This window comes from Streptomyces zaomyceticus (genome assembly GCF_014656215.1).
GTDB lineage: Bacteria > Actinomycetota > Actinomycetes > Streptomycetales > Streptomycetaceae > Streptomyces > Streptomyces zaomyceticus.
Genome location: NZ_BNBZ01000006.1, coordinates 248,528 through 267,158, shown reverse-complemented (window position 1 = coordinate 267,158; position 18,631 = coordinate 248,528). Strand labels below are relative to the sequence as shown.

The following is an 18,631-nucleotide window of genomic DNA, read 5'->3' as shown; positions in this document are numbered from 1 at the left end:
ACGTTGTCCAGGCCCTATGCTTCGGGCAGGAACACCGAGCACCGACGGAGGAATCGCACATCGTGGCCGACATCGCCCGCCGCCCTGAGCACCGCTACGGCAACCGGCCCACGATGAAGGACGTCGCCGCGCGCGCCGGGGTCGGCCTGAAGACGGTGTCCAGGGTCGTCAACGGCGAGCCGGGGGTCACCCCCGAAACCGAGCGCCGGGTCCAGGAGGCCATCGAGATCCTCGGTTTCCGCCGCAACGACAGCGCGCGGGTGCTCCGCAAGGGCAGGACCGCCACGGTCGGACTCGTCCTCGAGGATCTCGCCGACCCCTTCTACGGGCCGCTCAGCCGGGCGGTCGAGGAGGTCGCGCGGGCACACGGCGCCCTCCTCATCAACGGCTCCAGCGCCGAGGACCCCGGCCGGGAGCAGGAGCTGGCCCTCGCGCTCTGCGCGCGCAGGGTCGACGGGCTGATCGTCATTCCCGCCGGGGACGACCACCGCTATCTGGAGCCGGAGATCCGGGCGGGTGTCGCGACGGTCTTCGTCGACCGTCCCGCCGGACTCATCGACGCCGACGCCGTCCTCTCCGACAGCTTCGGCGGGGCCCGCGACGGAGTGGCGCATCTGATCGCCCACGGACACCGCCGCATCGGCTTCATCGGCGACCGCCCCCGGATCCACACCGCGGCCGAGCGGCTGCGCGGCTACCGCGCGGCGATGGAGGACGCGGGCCTGCCGGTCCAGGACGCCTGGGTCTCGCCGGGCTCCACGGACCCCGAGCGGGTGCGGACGGCCGTACGGGAGATGCTGGCCGCGCCGGAGCCCGTGACGGCGCTCTTCGCGGGAAACAACCGGGTCATGGTCACGGTGGTCCGCGCGCTCGCCGAGCACCCGCGGCCCGTCGCGCTGGTCGGCTTCGACGACATCGAGCTGGCCGATCTGCTCGGTGTCACGGTCATCGCCCAGGACGCCGCCGCGCTCGGCCGGACGGCGGCGGAGCGGCTGTTCCGGCGTCTCGACGGGGCCGACGAGGCGCCGGAGCGGGTGGTTCTCGGCACCACGCTCCTCGCCCGCGGATCGGGCGAGATCCCGCCGACTGCCGCCTGAGCGAAGGGCCTACCCGGGGCCCGCCGCCCGAGCGAGGGCCGGGCCGACGGCCGTAGTGCCCCGCACGAAGGCCGCCCCGGCCCCCGACGCGGCGGCCCCGACCGGCCACGGCGGTTCGGGGGCCCGGCCCGGCCCCACGGCAACCCGTCGCCCGGACCGACCACGGCCGCAGCCGCCCGCCGGCCCGGACCGGGTCCCGCTACTCCGCGGAAGCGGTCAGATCGCCGCGGCGCGGGGCCGCGAAGCGGTCGAGGGCGGCTCGGTTCATACCGGTGAGCGCGTCGACCTCGGCGGTGTCGAGGGCTCCGCAGTCGATGCCGCGCAGCAGGTAGGAGCTGAGGGCCTTGGCGGTGGCGGGCTCGTCCATGACGTCGCCGCCCGCGTGGTTGGCGTAGGCGGAGAGCCGCTTGGCGGCCGCCTCGAAGCCCTCGCGGTAGAAGGCGAAGACCGCGGCGTACCGGGTGGGGATGTGGCCCGGGTGCATGTCCCAGCCCTGGTAGTAGGCGCGGGAGAGGGCGCGGCGGGTGAGGCCGTAGTGCAGGCGCCAGGCCTCGTGGACGTGCTCGGTGGAGCCGACCGGGAGGATGTTGGTGGAGCCGTCGGAGACGCGTACGCCCGTGCCCGCGGCGGCGACCTGCATGATCGCCTTGGCGTGGTCGGCGGCCGGGTGGTCGCTGGCCTGGTAGGCGGCGGAGACACCGAGGCAGGCGCTGTAGTCGAAGGTGCCGTAGTGCAGTCCGGTGGCGCGGCCCTCGGCGGCGCCGATCATGCGGGCGACGGCGGCGGTGCCGTCGGTGGCGAGGATGGACTGGCTGGTCTCGATCTGGATCTCGAAGCCGAGGCGGCCGGCGTCGAGGCCGTGGGCCTTCTCGAAGGCCTCCAGGAGCCGGACGAAGGCGGTGACCTGCTCGGGGTAGGTCACCTTGGGGAGGGTGAGGACGAGGCCTTCGGGGAGGCCGCCGTTCTCCAGGAGGCCGGTGAGGAAGACGTCGGTGGTGCGGATGCCGCGGTCGCGTACGGCGGACTCCATGCACTTCATCCGGATGCCCATGTACGGGGCGGCGGTGCCCTTCGCGTACGCCTCCGAGATCAGCCGAGCGGCGCGGGCGGCGTCCTGGTCCTCGTCCTGGCCGGCGTAACCGTCCTCGAAGTCGACCCGGAGGTCCTCGATGGGCTCGCGCTCCAGCTTGGCGCGTACGCGGCCGTAGACGTCCTCGGCGAGGTCGTCGGAGAGGCCGAGGACCGCGGCGAAGGAGTGGGCGTCGGGAGCGTGCTCGTCGAGGGCGGCGAGGGCCTGGTCGCCCCAGGAGCGGATCGTTCCGGCGTCGAAGACGTTGCCGGGGACATAGACGGTGTGGACGGGCTGGCGGGTGCCGGGGTCTCCCGGGTAGCGGCGGTCCAGCTCGGCGTCCACCTCCGCGAGGGAGGCGCTGATGCCCTCGCTGACCGTGCCCGCGAGGCTCGTCGACACCTTCTCCTGCTGACCCATCCCACATCCTCCTGTTTTCCGCTTCACGGAATCAAAAATCCGTATAGCGAAGTTAGTAGTCCGTCGGGACCCACGTCAATGGGTGTCCGAAACGGCCGGGGGCCGCGCGGTGATGATCACCACGCGGCCCCCGGACCGTACAGAATCGCAGGTCAAGCCTACCGAGCTCAGCCCTTGCGGGACTTGACCTCTTCGGTCAGCTGCGGGACGACGTCGAAGAGGTCGCCCACGACGCCGTAGTCGACGAGGTCGAAGATCGGCGCTTCGGCGTCCTTGTTGATCGCGACGATCGTCTTCGAGGTCTGCATACCCGCGCGGTGCTGGATCGCGCCGGAGATGCCCGACGCGATGTACAGCTGCGGCGAGACCGACTTGCCGGTCTGGCCGACCTGGTTGGAGTGCGGGTACCAGCCGGCGTCGACCGCGGCACGCGAGGCGCCGACGGCGGCACCGAGCGAGTCGGCGAGCGCCTCGATGATCGCGAAGTTCTCGGCACCGTTGACGCCACGGCCGCCGGAGACCACGATCGCGGCCTCGGTCAGCTCCGGACGGCCGGTGGACTCGCGCGGGGTGCGGGCGGTCACCTTGGTGCCGGTGGCCAGCGCGCCGAAGGAGACCGCGAGGGTCTCGACCGCGCCGGCGGCGGGGGCGGCCTCGACGGGAGCCGAGTTCGGCTTGACCGTGATGACCGGGGTGCCCTTGGAGACACGGGACTTGGTGGTGAAGGAGGCGGCGAACGCGGACTGCGTCGCGACCGGGCCCTCGTCACCGGCCTCCAGGTCGATGGCGTCGGTGATGATGCCGGAGCCGATACGGACCGCGAGGCGGGCCGCGATCTCCTTGCCCTCGGCGGAGGACGGGACGAGCACGGCGGCCGGGGAAACAGCCTCGTACGCGGCCTGGAGCGCGTCGACCTTGGGAACGACGAGGTACTCGGCGAACTCGGGGGCGTCGGCCGTCAGGACCTTCACCGCGCCGTGCTCGGCGAGGACGGCGGCGGTGTCCGCGGCGCCGGTGCCCAGCGCGACGGCGACCGGCTCGCCGATGCGGCGGGCGAGGGTCAGCAGCTCGAGGGTGGGCTTGCGGACGGCTCCGTCGACGTGGTCGACGTAGACGAGAATCTCAGCCATGGGACTTCAATCTCCTGCGAACGAAAAGGGGCGGTCTGAGGGGCTCGCGCGGGCCTCGGAAGAACCTCCGGCCCGCGAGACTGCCTCTTAGATGAACTTCTGCTCCGCGAGGAAGCCGGCGAGCTGCTTGCCGCCCTCGCCCTCGTCCTTGACGATCGTGCCGGCGGTGCGCGCCGGACGCTCTGCGGCGGAGTCGACCGCGGTCCAGGCGCCGGCGAGGCCGACCTCGTCCGCGTCGATGTCCAGGTCGTCCAGCTCCAGGGACTCCACCGGCTTCTTCTTGGCGGCCATGATGCCCTTGAAGGACGGGTAGCGCGCCTCGCCGGACTGGTCGGTCACGGACACGACCGCCGGGAGGGAGGCCTCCAGCTGCTCGGAGGCGCTGTCGCCGTCGCGACGGCCGGTCACCTTGCCGTCCTCGATCTTCACCTCGGAGAGGAGCGTGACCTGCGGGACGCCCAGACGCTCGGCGAGGATCGCCGGGAGGACACCCATGGTGCCGTCGGTGGAGGCCATACCGGCGATGACGACGTCGTAGCCGGTCTTCTCGATCGCCTTGGCGAGCACCAGCGAGGTGCCCATCACGTCGGTGCCGTGGAGGTCGTCGTCCTCGACGTGGACGGCCTTGTCGGCGCCCATGGAGAGCGCCTTGCGCAGCGCGTCCTTGGCGTCCTCGGGGCCGACCGTCAGCACGGTGACCTCGGCGTCGTCCGCCTCTTCGGCGATCTGCAGCGCCTGCTCGACCGCGTACTCGTCGAGCTCCGACAGCAGGCCGTCGACGTCGTCGCGGTCGACCGTCAGGTCGTCGGCGAACTTCCGGTCTCCGGTCGCGTCGGGCACGTACTTCACACAGACAACGATCCTCAAGCTCACGCCGGCTCTCCTACTGCATCGTCATAACTGGGCTGCCTTGTTGCTCGCAGCATAGGCGCCTGAAGGGCGGGTTTCCGGTCGGGGCGCCGGACGCCCCGACCGAAATATTACTCGCCAGTACACCCAGTCTGTTACCAGTAAGCAAGCGCTCAGCGATGTGATCTGCCCAACGCGCGGAGAGCGGCGCGCGCGGGAACTCTCAGTCGCGCAGCGCGTTGAAGCGCCCGTGGTGATAGAGGAGCGGCCGGCCCACCCCGTCGGGATCCCCGGCGACCGCCTGCGCGATCACGATCCGGTGGTCCCCGGCGGGCACGCGGGCCACCACACGGCAGACCAGCCAGGCGAGTACGTCGTCGAGCACGGGCACTCCCTCGGGGCCCTCGCTCCAGCGGGTCCCCTCGCCGAAACGGTCGGCGCCGCTCCGCGCGAAGGTGGCGGCCAGATCCTGCTGGTGCTCCCCGAGTATGTGGACGCCGATGTGCTCGGCCTCGGCGAGCACGGGCCAGCTGGAGGAGGAGGTGCCCACCCCGAAGGAGATCAGCGGGGGGTCGGCGGCGACGGAGTTGAGGGAGGTCGCGGTGAAGCCGACGGGGCGCTCGCCGCGGGCGGTGACGACCGCGACACCGGCCGCGTGCCGGCGGAAGACCGAGCGGAGCAGATCGGGAGAGGCCTGCCGGGGTGCGCCGATGGTGGGAACGGCGTCGACTCGGAGGTCTGACGAAACCGTCATGGAGTTGTCCTTCTGCGAGGGCGGCATGGAAGAGGTCCTGGGGTCGTCAGACGCCCGGACAGCGCGCGCTCGCGTTGCGGGCCAGGTCCACGTGGGTCCGGCCGTAGAGAAGGAGTTCTGGGGGCACTCCGCCAGGGTGACGATCGTTGCCGCGTGCAGTCAAGTGCGTACCGGGATGTGGGAGAAGTGTCACGACGTCAGACCGCGCGCCCCAGGGCGGCGATGACGTCCACCTTCCGCGGCTGCCCCGTGGCCCGGCGGACGACGGTTCCGGTCCGGTCGAGGACGAGGACGGTGGGGGTCCGGTCGATGCCCAGTTCGCGTACGAGATCGAGGCGTTCCTCCGCGTCGATCTCCACGTGCCCCACGCCCGGCACCATCGCGGCGACCTCGGCGAGGGTACGGCGGGTGGCCCGGCAGGGCTGGCAGAAGGCGGTGGAGAACTGGACGAGGGTGGCGCGCTCCCCCAGTTCGGCGCCGAGCGCCTCGGGTCCGAGTGTCGCGGTCACCCGTCGCACCTCTTTTCTTCCGGTCTCGGCGGCGTGTCACCAGGTGCAGCGTCGCACGGAAGCGTTCGATTCCCGCCACGACCACCGCGAGTGACGAGAATCTCCCTGTACGAAGCCGCCTGGACTGGTCACGGCGGCCCACATGGGGCACGATCTGCCCAAAGCCGAAAACCTACGGCTGCGTAACTTCGCCGGGAGAACCCTCCCCGGGCACGGAAGAAGGGGTTCATCCCAGATGGCAGAACTCGTGTATCGGCCGGTCGTCGGCGCCGCACTGACCCTGTTCAAGGCGCTCGACCTGAAGATCGACACGCAGGGTTCGGAGCACATCCCGCGCACGGGTGGCGCGGTGCTCGTCTCCAATCACATCAGCTATCTGGACTTCATCTTCACGGGCCTGGCGGCACTGCCGCAGAAGCGCCTCGTCCGCTTCATGGCGAAGGACTCGGTCTTCCGGCACAAGGTCTCGGGACCGCTGATGCGCGGCATGAAGCACATCCCGGTGGACCGCTCGGCGGGCGAGCACGCGTACAAGCACGCGCTGGAGTCGCTGCGCGCCGGCGAGATCATCGGCGTCTTCCCCGAGGCGACCATCTCCCAGTCGTTCACGCTCAAGGGCTTCAAGACCGGTGCGGCGCGGCTCGCCCAGGAGGCCGGGGTCCCGCTGATCCCGATGGCGCTCTGGGGCACCCAGCGCGTCTGGACGAAGGGCCGTCCGCGGAACTTCAAGCGGAGCCACATCCCGGTGACGATCCGCGTCGGCGAGCCCGTCGAGGCCCCAGCCGACCAGTACGCGGGTGCCATCACCCGGCGGCTGCGCGAGCGCTGTCAGGAGCTCCTGGAGGCCGCGCAGCGCGCCTACCCGGTCCGCCCCAAGGACGCGAGCGACACGTGGTGGGTGCCCGCGCACCTCGGGGGTACGGCTCCGACGCCCGCCCAGGTCAAGGAAGCGGGCTGACGGCAGCGCGGACGCGCGCCACGGCACCGTTCGAACGAAGAACCGTTACTCCGGATCCCGGACGGTGATCCGGGCTCCCGGGCTGAGCTTCCGCAGCGACTCGGCGAGCTCGGATCCCGCCGCGAGGAGCTCCTCCCGGGTCATGGGAGCGAGCGACTCCAGCAGGAAGAGCGCGTCGACGGTGTCGTCGTCGATGCGGGTGCGGGGTCCCTGGCGCCAGTTCCAGCGGCGGCAGGTGACTCCCTCCTCGTCGCACCAGACGATCTCCCCGGACTCGGGGTGCTCCACCGTCTCCACGCCGTCGGCCACGGTGACGAAGGGCTCGTCGCCGACGGCCCTGACCAGGCGCATGGCGCCCCGGATCCTGCCCAGGTCCTCGCCGCCGACCGGAATCAGGTGGGCGACGCTCACCGCGTTGTAGGCATCGACGAGCCGGTTGATCCGGGGCAGCCCGCCGTCGGCGAGCGCCCGCTTGGCCAGCGCCTCCGCGGAGTTGCGGGTACGGGAGGGCTTGGCGCCGAAGGCGGTGTACGCGGCGCGCCAGGCGGCGATGTGCGGATCCCGGTCCGGCGTCCGGCCGTCGAGGCGCTCGGCGAGCCGCCGCGCGGCCTCGTCGAGGAGGGCCGAACTCGCTTCGTCGCTCGGACCGTTGACCAGTCCATGGGCCTCGACGACCAGTGCGGTGAAGCCGGGTACGAGGGTGCGCACCTCGTCGGAGACGGTGAGCGTGGGAGTCATGATCCGCCGTTCGGTGGTGTCCGGGGTCAGAGCTCCGTGGGGAGCGTCCGCCAGAGGGACGGCCGGTCGGGCGCGGCGCGGAGCGCGTCCAGAACGGCCGGATGCGGTTCAGTGTAGAGCACCGGATAATCCACTTCATTGAACTCTGGCCGTACGGTCCAGGCCAGCCGCTCCTCCCCCAGGGAGAACCGCGCGTCAACCCCGGGCTTGTTGCCCCGCACGTCCTGGCGGGCCCAGACCCGTTCACCGGGCAGCAGGACGGCGACGAGACCGTGGATCACCGGGTTCGAACCGTCGTCGTCGGCGAGCCGCTGGTAGCACAGGGCGGCCGGGATGCCGCGGGCCCGGAGGAGAGCGGCGTACGCGACGGACTTGGCGTAACAGATGCCGGTGCACTGCTCCAGGACGTCCGAGGCGCGCCAGGTGACGCGGTGATCGCCCGCGTCCATGGAGTGCGGGACGGCGTCCCGTACGTACACGAAGGCCGCCTCGGCGTATGCGTATGCGTCGGGGTGGGCGTCGGCGAGGCGCTGCACGAGGGCCCGGACGACCGGGTGTTCATGGTCGACGGCTTCGCTCGCGGCCAGATAGGCCGCGATGTCGGGGTTCTGCTGGACGAGTTCCATGCGCTCCATGCGGGTGGAGCGTACGGAAACAGCCGGACGGAAGTCAATGACTTTCCATCCGGCCGCATACCTATTCAGTAGCGCGGGGTCGGCGCCGAACTAGCGGGCCAGCTCTTCCTTCAGTGCCTGGAGGAAGGCGTCCACATCGTCCTCCGTGGTGTCGAAGGCGCACATCCAGCGCACGTCGCCGGCGCTCTCGTCCCAGAAGTAGAAGCGGAAGCGCTCCTGGAGGCGCCTGGTGACGTCGTGCGGCAGCCGGGCGAAGACCGCGTTGGCCTGCACCGGGTAGAGGATCTCCACACCGTCGACCTCGCGCACCCCGGCCGCGAGGCGCTGGGCCATCGCGTTGGCGTGGCGGGCGTTGCGCAGCCACAGGTCCTTCGCGAGGAGGGCCTCCAGCTGCACCGACACGAAGCGCATCTTCGACGCGAGCTGCATGGACAGCTTGCGCAGGTGCTTCATGTGGCTGACCGCGTCGGGGTTGAGGACGACGACGGCCTCGCCGAAGAGCATGCCGTTCTTCGTGCCGCCGTACGAGATCACGTCGACGCCCACCGCGTTGGTGAACGCGCGCATCGGCACGTCAAGCGAGGCGGCGGCGTTGGCTATCCGGGCGCCGTCGAGGTGCACCTTCATGCCCTTGGCATGGGAGTGCTCGACGATCGCGCGGATCTCGTCCACCGTGTAGACGGTGCCCAGCTCCGTGTTCTGGGTGATCGAGACGACCTGCGGCATCGCCCGGTGCTCGTCCTCCCAGCCCCAGGCCTGCCGGTCGATCAGCTCGGGGGTGAGCTTGCCGTCCGGGGTCGGCACGGTGAGCAGCTTGAGGCCGCCCATCCGCTCCGGCGCTCCGCCCTCGTCCACGTTGATGTGCGCGGACTCGGCGCAGATCACGGCGCCCCAGCGGTCGGTGAGCGCCTGGAGCGCCGTCACGTTCGCCCCGGTCCCGTTGAAGACCGGGAACGCCTCGGCCATGGGGCCGAAGTGGCTGTGCATGATCCGCTGGAGGTGCTCGGTGTACTGGTCCTCGCCGTAGGCGACCTGGTGGCCGTCGTTGGCGAGGGCGAGGGCCGCGAGGACCTCGGGGTGGGCGCCGGCGTAGTTGTCGCTGGCGAAGCCCCGGACCGACGGGTCGTGGTGACGACGTGCGTCGGTCCTGGGGCCGAGGGCCGCGGTCACGGCTTGGGGGTCAGCCACAGACGCTGTCCATTCACTTCCTGGGCGGGCTTGTCCCAGAGCCCGGCGATCTCGTCGGCCAGGTCCTTCACGTCGGTGAAGCCCGCGAACTTCGCGTTGGGGCGTTCGGCGCGCATGGCGTCGTGCACCAATGCCTTGATCACCAGGATCGCAGCCGCCGCCTGCGGGCCGTCGTCACCCCCCAGCTTGCGGAACGAGTCCGCCATGGCGAGGGTCCAGGCCTCGGCAGCCGCCTTGCCGGCGTTGTACGCGGCGTTGTTGGCCAGCGGCTTGTGCGCGCCGACCTGGCTGATCAGGGCGTAGCGGCCGCGGCCACCGGCCCGCAGCAGTCCGTCGTGGAAGGCCAGCGAGGTGTTCTGGACCGTACGGATGAGGAGCTTCTCCAGGAAGTCCCAGTCCGCGAGGTCGGTCTCCGTGAAGGAGCCGCTGCCGCGCCAGCCGCCGACGAGGTGGACCAGGCCGTCGATCCGGCCGAACTCCTTCTCGGTCTTCGCGGCCCAGTCGCGCGTGGCGTCCAGGTCGAGCAGGTCGACGGTGTCACCGACGACCTTGGCACCGCCGTGCGCGTAGCGGGCGGCGTCCACGGCGTCCGCGAGACGCGCCGGGTCGGCGTCGGAGCCGACGACGGTCGCACCGGCCTCGGCGAGACGCAGCAGCGTCGCGCGGCCGGCCGGGCCGGCCGCTCCGGCGACCGCGATGACGGCGCCGTCGAGCGGCCCACCGTTTCCGTTGGCGTTCATGGGCGACGCCTCCTTCGTGTCCTCGGTACGAGAGCTCACGCGGCGGCCCGGTCGGTCCGTGAGACGTCGGCGGCGGTGATCCCCTTGGTTTCGGCGATCACGCCCTTCAGCTTCTTCGCGAGGGCCTCAAAGAACATGCTGAGCGGAAACTCGTCCGGAAGCACGTCGTCGACGAGCTTGCGGGGCGGGAGGGAGAGGTCGAGGGCGTCGGGGCCCTTGGCCCACTTCGATCCCGGGTGCGGGGCGAGGTAGGTGGAGACCAGCTCGTACGCCTTGAACCAGTGGACGAGCTTGGGACGGTCGATGCCGTCGCGGTAGAGCGTCTCGATCTCGGCGCAGAGCTGGTTCGTGACCTCGGGGGCCCGCTGCCAGTCGATCTTCAGGGTGTTGTCCGTCCAGCGCACCACGTCGTGCTTGTGAAGGTACGCGAAGAGGAGCTGGCCGCCGAGACCGTCGTAGTTGCGGGTGCGGTCGCCGGAGAGCGGGAAGCGGAACATCCGGTCGAAGAGGACCGCGTACTGCACGTCACGGCCGTGCGTGTTGCCCTCGGCCTCCAGCTTCACGGCCTCCTTGAAGGCGGTGAGGTCGCAGCGGAGCTCCTCCAGGCCGTACATCCAGAAGGGCTGGCGCTGCTTGATCATGAAGGGGTCGAAGGGCAGGTCGCCGTGGCTGTGGGTGCGGTCGTGGACCATGTCCCAGAGCACGAAGGCCTGCTCGCAGCGCTTCTGGTCGCCGACCATGGCGGCGATGTCCTCGGGCAGCTGGATGCCGAGGGTGTCCACGGCGGCCTCGGTGACCTTGCGGAAGCGCGCGGCCTCGCGGTCGCAGAAGATGCCGCCCCAGGTGAAGCGCTCGGGAGCCTCGCGGACGGCGATGGTCTCCGGGAAGAGGACGGCCGAGTTGGTGTCGTACCCGGCGGTGAAGTCCTCGAAGGTGATGCCGCAGAAGAGCGGGTTGTCGTAGCGGGTGGCCTCCAGCTCGGAGAGCCACTCCGGCCACACCATGCGGAGCACGACGGCTTCGAAGTTGCGGTCGGGGTTGCCGTTCTGCGTGTACATCGGGAACAGCACGAGGTGCTGGAGCCCGTCCACGCGGTCGGCGGCCGGCTGGAAGGCGAGCAGCGAGTCCAGGAAGTCCGGGACGACGAAGCCGCTCTCGGCCCACTTGCGCAGGTCGGAGACGAGGGCGCGGTGGTACGCGCCGTCGTGCGGGACGAGCGGGGAGAGCTGCTCGACCGCGGCGACGACACGGTCGAGGGTCAGCTCGACCAGGGCGCGCACGGGGGCGTGCTCGCGCTCGAAGTCGATGGAGCCGTCGGCGCTCTGCCAGACGCGGATCTCCTCCACGGCACTCTTGAGCTCGGTCCAGGCGGGGTGGTCGATCACCCGGGCGGCGGTGGATATCCCCCCACCGGTCACGTCGTGCACAAGAATTTCCGTCATGCCTCTTCCTTCACAGGAGAACCTCGCGTCAAGACACCGTAACCAGCAATGCTTGTCCACCACAAGAGGGGCAAGAGAAATTCTCCTGTGAGACCCCCCTGATCGCAGAAGTTTTTCCCGTGAGACAGGGGGGAAGCAGACCTTCCGCCGTAAGGCTCAGTCCAGTGGCTTAATCAGGAGCTCGAACTCCAGATCGTCACGCTGAGGCAGACCGAAACGCTCGTCGCCGTACGGGAAGGGGGTCGTCCGCCCCGTGCGCCGGTACCCGCGGCGCTCGTACCAGGCGATGAGCTCCTCCCGCACGGAGATGACCGTCATGTGCATCTCCCGCACGTCCCACAGCTCGCGCACCCGGCGCTCGGCCTCCGCGATGATCTGCTTGCCGAGGCCCGCGCCCTGAAGCTCGGGACGGACCGCGAACATGCCGAAGTAGGCGGCCTCGCCGCGGTGCTCCAGCTGGCAGCAGGCGACGAGCTCGCCCTCCCGCTCCACGACCAGGAGCCGGCTGCCGGGCGCGGTGATCACGGCGGCCACACCCTCGGGGTCGGTGCGCTGCCCCTGCAGGATGTCCGCCTCCGTCGTCCAGCCGCCCCGGCTGGCGTCGCCCCGGTAGGCCGACTCGACGAGCGGGACGAGGGCCGGGACGTCGTCCAGGACCGCCTCGCGGTAGCTGATCCGGCCGGTCTCGTGCGACGTGGCGGTGTCCATGTGAACGGGGCTCCCCTCGGGCGCTGACGATCGCCGTACGCGATCCGCCCGAGCCTAACGCGCGCACCTTCACTCCCCTTCGTACGCCTGTGCGCGCCCGTGCGCCCGCGTGTGCCCGACCGGCGGCGGGCATCCTCCGGGGAGGGGACGGCGTCGAGGGGGAGGTGTGCCGTGCACGGACCCGCCCTGTCCGGGTGGCTGATGGTCGCGCTGTGCGTGGCGACGGGCGGGTACTGCCTGCTGCGGATGCGGGCCTGCGCCGGCGAGGAGCGACGGGCGGCGGGCGGCGAGGCGGTGATGGGGTTCGGGATGGCGACCATGGCGCTGCCCGCGGCCGTGCTCAGCCCGCCGGGCTGGAGCTGGACGGTGTACGCGGCGGTGTTCGGCCTCGCGACGCTGCACGGCCTGCTCGCGGTCCGGCACGGCGGGCACCATCTGCACCATCTGGTCGGCTCGCTCGCCATGGTCTACATGGCGGTGGCGATGGCGGCGCCCACCGCGGGGGCGCACACGGGGCACACGGCGGGCGCGGCGGCCGGCATCCCCGTGCTCACGGGTGGACTTCTCCTCTACTACATGGGGTACGTGCTCCACGCGGGCACCAGACTCGTCCCGGTCGCGAGAGCGGCGACCGCGGGCGCCCCGGGGCCGGCCTGGGCGACCCGGCCGGAACTGACACTCGTCTGCCGGCTGTCGATGGCGCTCGCCATGCTCGCCATGCTGGTGACGATGTGAGGACCGGGACCGCACGGTCGCCGGTCGCCGGTCGCCGGTCGCCGGTCGCCGGTCGCCGGTCGCCGGTGACCGCTTCGGGCTCCTTGTGCGGCAACGAAACCGTGGCGTACGTCACTTGCCGTCCGAGGCCGTACCCCCGACCCGTATCCCCCTCATAGTGTTGCGCCCATGTGGGTCTCCCTCGCGCTGTTCCTGCTCGGCGTCCTGACCGCCCTCGCGGCCCCCCGGCTGCTGTCGCGGGCCGACTGGGTGGAGCGAGAACCCGTGGTCGCCCTCTGGGTCTGGCAGTGCGCGGTCGCCGCCGTCCTGTTGAGCTTCGCCCTCTCCATGACGTTCAGCGCGTCGACCGCCTGGCAGGCCGTGCGGGGACAGGTCTTCGCACCCGCGCCGCGCGCGGTGGTCGACGCGTACGAGCTGGGCACGACCGGACCCTGGTCCGCGGTGCTCGCCGTCGTTCTCGCCGCCGGCGGCGTCTGGTCCGGGGCCATGCTCGGACGGGAGTTCGGCCAGGCCCGCGCCCGGCGCAGGCAGCGCCGCTGCGATCTGCTCGTCCGCGCGCCCCTGTTGCCCGGGGAGGAGCCGGGCGGCGAGCGTCTCGTCGTCCTGGAGGGCGAACGGGCCGACGCCTGGTGGCTCGCGGGAACCACACCCCAACTGGTGATCACCACGGCGGCGCTCCGGAGGCTGAAGGGGCGCCAGCTCGACGCCGTCCTCGCCCACGAGCAGGGGCACGCGCGCGCCCGGCACGACTGGTTGCTGCACTGTTCGGCGGCGCTGGCCTCCGGGTTCCCGGGGATCCCGGTCTTCGCGGCCTTCCGCGAGGAGATGCACCGGCTGGTGGAGCTGGCGGCCGACGACGTGGCCTCGCGCCGGTTCGGGCGGCTGACGATCGCGCTCGCACTCGTCGAACTGAACGAGGACCGGGGGGTGTTCGGGCCCGGCCCGGACCCTTACGGGGATCTTCCGCGACGGGTGAACCGACTGCTGACCGCGGCCCCGCGCCTGACCGCCGGCCGCCGTCTCCGGCTCACGGCAGCCGCGTCCCTGGTGCCGGTGGTCCCGGTGCTCGTGGCCTTCGCCCCGGCGCTCAGCGCGCTGGGCTAGCGGGTGCCGGCAGACGCTCCGCTCCGGTCGGGTGCGACGGGGCGCGCGGCGACGCGCGCGGGCCGCTCGAGCGACGCGGAAGATCGCCCGGGGCCGTTCGTCGGGCAGGATCGGCGTATGCGTTCCTCCGCGGTGGTCTCCGGCGTCCTGTTCGTCCTGCTGCTGGTGCTCGTCGCCACGGGATGGGCCCCTCTGCTCTCCTTCGACCGCTGGGTCGTCGAGGCACTCCACCGCGACGCCCTCGCCGAGCCGGGACTCACCCAGGTCCACCGGGTCCTCAGCGACTGGATCTGGGACCCCTGGACCATGCGCGCACTGGCCGCGGCCGCCGTGGTGCTGCTGTGGTGGGGACGGGAGCGGCGCCTGGCGCTGTGGGTGGCGGGGACGAGCCTGATCGCCGTGGCGCTCCAGCAGGGCATCAAGTCGCTGGTCGGGCGGGAGCGTCCGCAGTGGGAGGATCCGGTCGACTCCGCGCGGTTCGCCGCCTTCCCGTCCGGGCACGCGATGACGGCCACGGTGACCTGCGGACTGCTGCTGTGGGTGCTCGCGATGCGCTGGCGGCCCGAGTGGCGCGGCTGGGGCACCCTCGCGACCGTCGCGCTCGTCTCGGTCCTCGGGGTGGGCTGGACGCGCATCTATCTGGGCGTCCACTGGCCCTCGGACGTGCTCGGGGGCTGGCTGCTCGGCTGGTGCTGCGTGGCGACGGCAGTCCTGACGTACCGCCGCGGCGGGCGCCGTGGCCCCAGCGCCGAGCCCGGGGAGACCGGGGACAGCGGGAGCAGAATGGGAGAAGCAGGATGAAGCCGCCTGTTCTGGACGATCCCCCGTGTCGCCCAGAACAGACGGCATCCCCGGCGACCTGCCACGAAGGCATGCCGACGGGATGCGCCGAGTATATTGGCCGGCAGCCAGTCAACGCAGGAGTCCAGCATGTCCCCGCGTAGCCCATCGGTCAATGAAGAGCTCCGGCGCAAGTCCCGGGAGCGCATTCTGCAGGCCACGGTGGAACTGGTCGACACACGTGGTTACGAGGCGACGACACTCGGCGACATCGCGGAGCGGGCCGGGTCGGCGCGCGGGCTGATCTCGTACTACTTCCCCGGCAAGCGGCAGCTCCTCCAGTCGGCGGTGCACCGTCTGATGCACCTCACGCTGGAAGAGGCGCTGGAGCGCGCACCGCGCACGGACGACGGCCATGAGCGGATGGCCCGCGCGATCGACGCGATCCTGGGGCTCGCGGCGGAGCGGCCCACGCTGATGCGGACCCATATGGCGGGCATCCTGCAGGCCGAGGGGTTCGTGCAGTGCCCCGAGCAGCAGCGCCTCGCGTTCCTGCTGCGGGACACCGTCACGCGGTACGGATCCGAGGACGTGGACACCGACTATCCGCTGCTGCGCGCCCTGTTGATGGGCGCGGTGGTGGCGGTCCTGCTCCCGGGCGCCCAGATGCCGTTGGCGCGGCTGCGGTCGGAGCTGTTCCACCGGTACGGCCTCGACTGGGAGGCGGGCGTGCCGCCGGACGGGGGTCCGCCCGACGGCACGCCGTCGCTCAGGCCGTCAGCAGGCCGTCGCGCGTCCGGTCACTCGGATCATTCGGTTCAGTCGTCGAAGTCGAAGTAGTCCGGCTGCGTCTGGACGTTGAGCTCGTCCATCCGGATCCGCTTCGCGGGGTCGGTACGACGGTCGGAGAGCTTCAGGACGTCGAAGCCCTTGGCGATGTCGTTCGAGTAGATGTAGCCGTTGTAGTAGTACGCGGACCACGAGCCGCCGGTCGCGATGGTGGTGGCGGACAGCGGACCGCGCTCGAAGTAGGCGATCTCCTTGGGCTTGCGGGAGTCGGTGAAGTCCCAGACGGAGACACCGCCCTGGTACCACGCCTGGACCATGAGGTCCTTGCCCTTGACCGGGATCAGCGAGCCGTTGTGGGCGACGCAGTTCTCGGTGTCGGCCTGGTGGCGCGGGATCTTGTAGTAGCTGCGGAACACCAGCTTGCTGCGCTTGCCCTTGCCGACGATGTCGTAGATGCCGTTGGCACCGCGGTTCGGGCCCACCACGGCGTTGCAGGTGGCACCGCCGCCGCCACCGAGCTCGTCGGTGAAGACGATCTTGTTGGCCTTCTGGTTGAAGGTGGCGGAGTGCCAGAACGCGAAGTTGACGTTGTCCTGGACCTGGTCGATCACCCGCGGGTGCTCCGGGTCCTCGATGTCGAAGAGGATGCCGTCACCCATGCAGGCGCCGGCCGCGATGTCCTTCTCCGGCAGCACGGTGATGTCGTGGCAGCCCGTGGTCTTGGAGACGCCCGGGTTGGTGGGACCGCCCGGGTTGCCGCCGCCGTCCGGGCCCTCGCCGGGGAAGAGGACGGGGAAGGAGACGATCGCGGCCTTCTCGGGCGCCTTGCGGGGCACCTTGATGACCGAGATGCCGTCGTGCGGCGGCTGGCAGTCCGGGAACGCGGCGTTGGGAGAGTAGGAGGAGACGTAGACGTACACGTCCCGCTTCTTGGGAACCAGCGTGTGGGTGTGCGAGCCGCACGCGGTCTCGACGGCGGCGACGTACTTCGGGTTGCGGACGTCGCTGATGTCGAAGATCTTCATGCCCTCCCAGGATTCCTTGACCGAGGCGGGCTGCGTGGTGCTGGCGCAGGAGTTGTCGCTCCGGGAGGAGTCCGTCGAGAGGAACAGCAGGTTCCCGGAGACGGAGATGTCGTTCTGGGAACCGGGGCAGAGGACCTGGGAGACGGTCTTCGGGGCCTTCGGGTTGCTGATGTCGAAGATCCGGAAGCCGTCGTAGTTGCCCGCGAAGGCGTACTTGCCCTGGAACGCGAGGTCCGTGTTGAGGCCCTGGAGCGCGTCCTTGGGGATGTTCGCGAGGTGCTGGATGTTCGAGCTGTGGACGATCTCGTCCACGCCGGGTATCTCACCGCTCTGGATGGCGGAGCGCGCGTCGGCCGCCTGCTCCGAGGAGACCTTGCCCTGGACGAGCGCGTCTCCGGGGTCGGGTGTGGCGGTCGCCGGGCCTGCCACGAGCAGGGTGGCCATCAGCCCTGCCGCGGCGGATGCCACGCCCAGGCGTCTGAGCCGGGCACGCGGGTCGCGCGTGGTGGTCGTGGTACGCGGGGTACGCAACGAAGTCACTCCGTCCTCCCTGGTATCCGTTCAGCCTTGAACGGGTGTTGGACCCCGGCAGTATCTTCCTTGCCGTGCACATCTCAACAGATGGCAACACAGACGTAATGAAGGTTTTTGATCGGTCGCCCCGAGAAAAGTGCTAGGAACGGTCACAGTCCCCGCAAGAACAACTGGAGGTCGCGTTGTTGATCCGCCGTCAGCGTGCCGTCGTCACCGTGGCCCTGTCCGCCCTCGCCGTACTCGCCCTGGCCGCCTGCGAGTCGGGGCCCGACAAGGGCGCGCCGGAGGCCGGGGCCTCGACCGGGACCACGGTGGTCGCACCGGGAAAGCCCGGTGAACCGGCCAGGCGGATATCCCCCGAGGAGGCCGCCCGGCTGCTCCCGGACGAGAGCCCCAACAGCGCGGACTTCACCTACGCGCAGATGATGATCGTGCACCACCGACAGGCCCTGACCATGACGGCACTGGCCCCGGAGCGGGCGGGCTCCTCCAAGGTGAAGAAGGTGGCGGAGCGCATCGCGGCAGCGCAGCAGCCGGAGATCGGCGCGATGGAAGGTTGGCTGAAAAACAACGGTGGACCACGCGAACAAGCGGGCCACGACCATCACTCGATGCCGGGCATGGCGACCGAGGCGCAGCTGAAGGAGCTGAGGAACGCGAAGGGCAAGGCCTTCGACGAGCTGTTCCTGAGGCTGATGATCACACACCACGAAGGGGCGGTGACGATGGCCGCCGAGGTGCTCGGCAACGGCAACAACGTCCTGGTGGAGGAGATGGCGAACGACGTGATCGCCCAGCAGACCGCGGAGATCGGCAGAATGCGGTCACTCTAGGCCGGGGCGCCGCGTCCGCCCGGGCCGATTCGCGTCGACCCGGCCCCGCGGGCACCCGGCGCCGCCCTCGGCCTCACGGGTACGCGGGCGCCGCCCTCGGCCTCATGGGCGGCGCGACCTTCGACGCGGCCCCCTCAGGAGAGCTGCGCGCCGGGCTCGCCCTCGCGGGCGGCCTGGGCGCCGGCCGCCGCGAGGACGGCGCCGAGGAGGCCGGGGAAGAGGGCTTCGAGGTCGTCCTCGCGCAGGGCGTTGAGCTTGGCCGTACCGCGGTACGTCTGCCGGATGACTCCCCCCTCGCGCAGCACCCGGAAGTGGTGCGTCGTCGTGGACTTGGTCACCGGGAGGTCGAAGTACGAGCAGCTCAACTCGGCGCGCTCACGCGCCATGTCCCGCACGATCAGCAGACGCACCGGGTCCGAGAGCGCGTGCAGCACGGCCTCCAGACGGATCTGGTCGCGCGTGGGGTGTTCGAGAGCGCGAGGGCTGGTGGCGGTCGTCATGACGGCGGCTCCACTTCATCCGGGATACCGATCATTGTACGAGAACCCTCGTAGTTTGACAGGTGCCGTACTACGATGGTTATCGTACTACCGT

General features: G+C 70.8%; 20 protein-coding genes. 7 read left to right on the top strand and 13 right to left on the bottom strand.

Going from position 1 to position 18,631, the window contains the following annotated elements:
* Positions 1-62 precede the first annotated feature (62 nt).
* On the top strand, positions 63-1,097 hold the full coding sequence (locus tag IE311_RS11490) for a LacI family DNA-binding transcriptional regulator (protein ID WP_189831518.1): 1,035 nt from the start codon (positions 63-65) through the stop codon (positions 1,095-1,097).
* 199 nt (positions 1,098-1,296) lie between these two features.
* Here the strand turns inward: IE311_RS11490 and IE311_RS11485 are convergent, their stop codons facing one another.
* The 5 genes from IE311_RS11485 to IE311_RS11465 form a co-directional block, all read right to left on the bottom strand.
* Entirely contained in the window at positions 1,297-2,586 is a 1,290-nt protein-coding gene (locus IE311_RS11485; protein WP_189831517.1) for a DUF6986 family protein, read from the bottom strand.
* Positions 2,587-2,753: 167 nt separating this feature from the next.
* Positions 2,754-3,716 (bottom strand): electron transfer flavoprotein subunit alpha/FixB family protein, encoded by a 963-nt coding sequence (locus IE311_RS11480; protein ID WP_189831516.1) that lies wholly within the window; start codon positions 3,714-3,716, stop codon positions 2,754-2,756.
* An 87-nt stretch (positions 3,717-3,803) separates the two neighbouring features.
* Positions 3,804-4,589 carry an electron transfer flavoprotein subunit beta/FixA family protein gene (locus tag IE311_RS11475; RefSeq protein ID WP_189831515.1) on the bottom strand — a complete coding sequence of 262 codons (786 nt, stop codon included), beginning with the start codon at positions 4,587-4,589 and terminating at the stop codon, positions 3,804-3,806.
* A 199-nt stretch (positions 4,590-4,788) separates the two neighbouring features.
* Positions 4,789-5,319 carry a flavin reductase family protein gene (locus IE311_RS11470; RefSeq protein WP_189831514.1) on the bottom strand — a complete coding sequence of 177 codons (531 nt, stop codon included), beginning with the start codon at positions 5,317-5,319 and terminating at the stop codon, positions 4,789-4,791.
* Between the two features lie 197 nt (positions 5,320-5,516).
* On the bottom strand, positions 5,517-5,828 hold the full coding sequence (locus IE311_RS11465; RefSeq protein ID WP_189831513.1) for a TlpA family protein disulfide reductase: 312 nt from the start codon (positions 5,826-5,828) through the stop codon (positions 5,517-5,519).
* 235 nt (positions 5,829-6,063) lie between these two features.
* Here IE311_RS11465 and IE311_RS11460 point away from each other — a divergent pair, with 235 nt between their 5' ends.
* On the top strand, positions 6,064-6,786 hold the full coding sequence (locus IE311_RS11460) for a lysophospholipid acyltransferase family protein (RefSeq protein ID WP_189831512.1): 723 nt from the start codon (positions 6,064-6,066) through the stop codon (positions 6,784-6,786).
* Positions 6,787-6,831: 45 nt separating this feature from the next.
* Here the strand turns inward: IE311_RS11460 and IE311_RS11455 are convergent, their stop codons facing one another.
* From IE311_RS11455 to IE311_RS11430, 6 genes are all read right to left on the bottom strand, one after another.
* Complete coding sequence (locus IE311_RS11455; RefSeq protein WP_189831511.1) at positions 6,832-7,524, bottom strand: B3/B4 domain-containing protein; 693 nt, start codon at positions 7,522-7,524, stop codon at positions 6,832-6,834.
* 26 nt (positions 7,525-7,550) lie between these two features.
* Complete coding sequence (locus IE311_RS11450) at positions 7,551-8,150, bottom strand: transglutaminase-like domain-containing protein (RefSeq protein WP_189831580.1); 600 nt, start codon at positions 8,148-8,150, stop codon at positions 7,551-7,553.
* Positions 8,151-8,249: 99 nt separating this feature from the next.
* A complete protein-coding gene (locus tag IE311_RS11445; RefSeq protein ID WP_189831579.1) occupies positions 8,250-9,329 on the bottom strand; it encodes a threonine aldolase family protein in 1,080 nt (359 codons plus the stop codon).
* On the bottom strand, positions 9,326-10,087 hold the full coding sequence (locus tag IE311_RS11440) for an SDR family oxidoreductase (RefSeq protein WP_189831510.1): 762 nt from the start codon (positions 10,085-10,087) through the stop codon (positions 9,326-9,328). Before IE311_RS11440 ends, IE311_RS11445 begins: the two co-directional genes overlap by 4 nt.
* Positions 10,088-10,122: 35 nt before the next feature.
* Positions 10,123-11,529 carry a DUF6421 family protein gene (locus IE311_RS11435; protein ID WP_189831509.1) on the bottom strand — a complete coding sequence of 469 codons (1,407 nt, stop codon included), beginning with the start codon at positions 11,527-11,529 and terminating at the stop codon, positions 10,123-10,125.
* 156 nt (positions 11,530-11,685) lie between these two features.
* On the bottom strand, positions 11,686-12,237 hold the full coding sequence (locus IE311_RS11430) for a GNAT family N-acetyltransferase (protein ID WP_189831508.1): 552 nt from the start codon (positions 12,235-12,237) through the stop codon (positions 11,686-11,688).
* Between the two features lie 171 nt (positions 12,238-12,408).
* On the opposite strand from IE311_RS11430, the gene IE311_RS11425 reads away from it, so the two are divergent.
* The 4 genes from IE311_RS11425 (at position 12,409) to IE311_RS11410 (ending at position 15,696) form a co-directional block, all read left to right on the top strand.
* Entirely contained in the window at positions 12,409-12,972 is a 564-nt protein-coding gene (locus IE311_RS11425) for a DUF5134 domain-containing protein (RefSeq protein ID WP_189831507.1), read from the top strand.
* A gap of 168 nt (positions 12,973-13,140) precedes the next feature.
* Positions 13,141-14,076 (top strand): M56 family metallopeptidase, encoded by a 936-nt coding sequence (locus IE311_RS11420; RefSeq protein ID WP_189831506.1) that lies wholly within the window; start codon positions 13,141-13,143, stop codon positions 14,074-14,076.
* Positions 14,077-14,193: 117 nt separating this feature from the next.
* Positions 14,194-14,877, top strand: coding sequence for a phosphatase PAP2 family protein (locus tag IE311_RS11415; protein ID WP_189831505.1), 684 nt, complete (start codon positions 14,194-14,196; stop codon positions 14,875-14,877).
* Positions 14,878-15,006: 129 nt separating this feature from the next.
* Positions 15,007-15,696, top strand: a complete 690-nt coding sequence (locus IE311_RS11410) for a TetR/AcrR family transcriptional regulator (RefSeq protein WP_189831504.1) — start codon at positions 15,007-15,009, stop codon at positions 15,694-15,696.
* Here the strand turns inward: IE311_RS11410 and IE311_RS11405 are convergent.
* Positions 15,675-17,114 carry an LVIVD repeat-containing protein gene (locus tag IE311_RS11405; RefSeq protein WP_189831578.1) on the bottom strand — a complete coding sequence of 480 codons (1,440 nt, stop codon included), beginning with the start codon at positions 17,112-17,114 and terminating at the stop codon, positions 15,675-15,677. The two genes, IE311_RS11410 and IE311_RS11405, sit on opposite strands and share 22 nt — an antisense overlap.
* 272 nt (positions 17,115-17,386) lie before the next feature.
* On the opposite strand from IE311_RS11405, the gene IE311_RS11400 reads away from it, so the two are divergent.
* Positions 17,387-18,037: a DUF305 domain-containing protein gene (locus IE311_RS11400; protein ID WP_189831503.1), complete on the top strand. Its 651-nt coding sequence runs from the start codon at positions 17,387-17,389 to the stop codon at positions 18,035-18,037.
* A gap of 134 nt (positions 18,038-18,171) precedes the next feature.
* Here the strand turns inward: IE311_RS11400 and IE311_RS11395 are convergent, their stop codons facing one another.
* Positions 18,172-18,537, bottom strand: a complete 366-nt coding sequence (locus tag IE311_RS11395; protein ID WP_189831502.1) for an ArsR/SmtB family transcription factor — start codon at positions 18,535-18,537, stop codon at positions 18,172-18,174.
* Positions 18,538-18,631 lie beyond the last annotated feature (94 nt).

Coding starts and splice junctions, on each gene's coding strand:
- IE311_RS11415 (WP_189831505.1), top strand. CDS start 14,194: ATGCGTTCCTCCGCGGTGGTCTCCGGCGTCCTGTTCGTCCTGCTGCTG.
- IE311_RS11440 (WP_189831510.1), bottom strand. CDS start 10,087: ATGAACGCCAACGGAAACGGTGGGCCGCTCGACGGCGCCGTCATCGCG.
- IE311_RS11395 (WP_189831502.1), bottom strand. CDS start 18,537: ATGACGACCGCCACCAGCCCTCGCGCTCTCGAACACCCCACGCGCGAC.
- IE311_RS11435 (WP_189831509.1), bottom strand. CDS start 11,529: ATGACGGAAATTCTTGTGCACGACGTGACCGGTGGGGGGATATCCACC.
- IE311_RS11410 (WP_189831504.1), top strand. CDS start 15,007: ATGTCCCCGCGTAGCCCATCGGTCAATGAAGAGCTCCGGCGCAAGTCC.
- IE311_RS11455 (WP_189831511.1), bottom strand. CDS start 7,524: ATGACTCCCACGCTCACCGTCTCCGACGAGGTGCGCACCCTCGTACCC.
- IE311_RS11470 (WP_189831514.1), bottom strand. CDS start 5,319: ATGACGGTTTCGTCAGACCTCCGAGTCGACGCCGTTCCCACCATCGGC.
- IE311_RS11485 (WP_189831517.1), bottom strand. CDS start 2,586: ATGGGTCAGCAGGAGAAGGTGTCGACGAGCCTCGCGGGCACGGTCAGC.
- IE311_RS11460 (WP_189831512.1), top strand. CDS start 6,064: ATGGCAGAACTCGTGTATCGGCCGGTCGTCGGCGCCGCACTGACCCTG.
- IE311_RS11420 (WP_189831506.1), top strand. CDS start 13,141: ATGTGGGTCTCCCTCGCGCTGTTCCTGCTCGGCGTCCTGACCGCCCTC.
- IE311_RS11405 (WP_189831578.1), bottom strand. CDS start 17,114: ATGGCCACCCTGCTCGTGGCAGGCCCGGCGACCGCCACACCCGACCCC.
- IE311_RS11450 (WP_189831580.1), bottom strand. CDS start 8,150: ATGGAACTCGTCCAGCAGAACCCCGACATCGCGGCCTATCTGGCCGCG.
- IE311_RS11430 (WP_189831508.1), bottom strand. CDS start 12,237: ATGGACACCGCCACGTCGCACGAGACCGGCCGGATCAGCTACCGCGAG.
- IE311_RS11480 (WP_189831516.1), bottom strand. CDS start 3,716: ATGGCTGAGATTCTCGTCTACGTCGACCACGTCGACGGAGCCGTCCGC.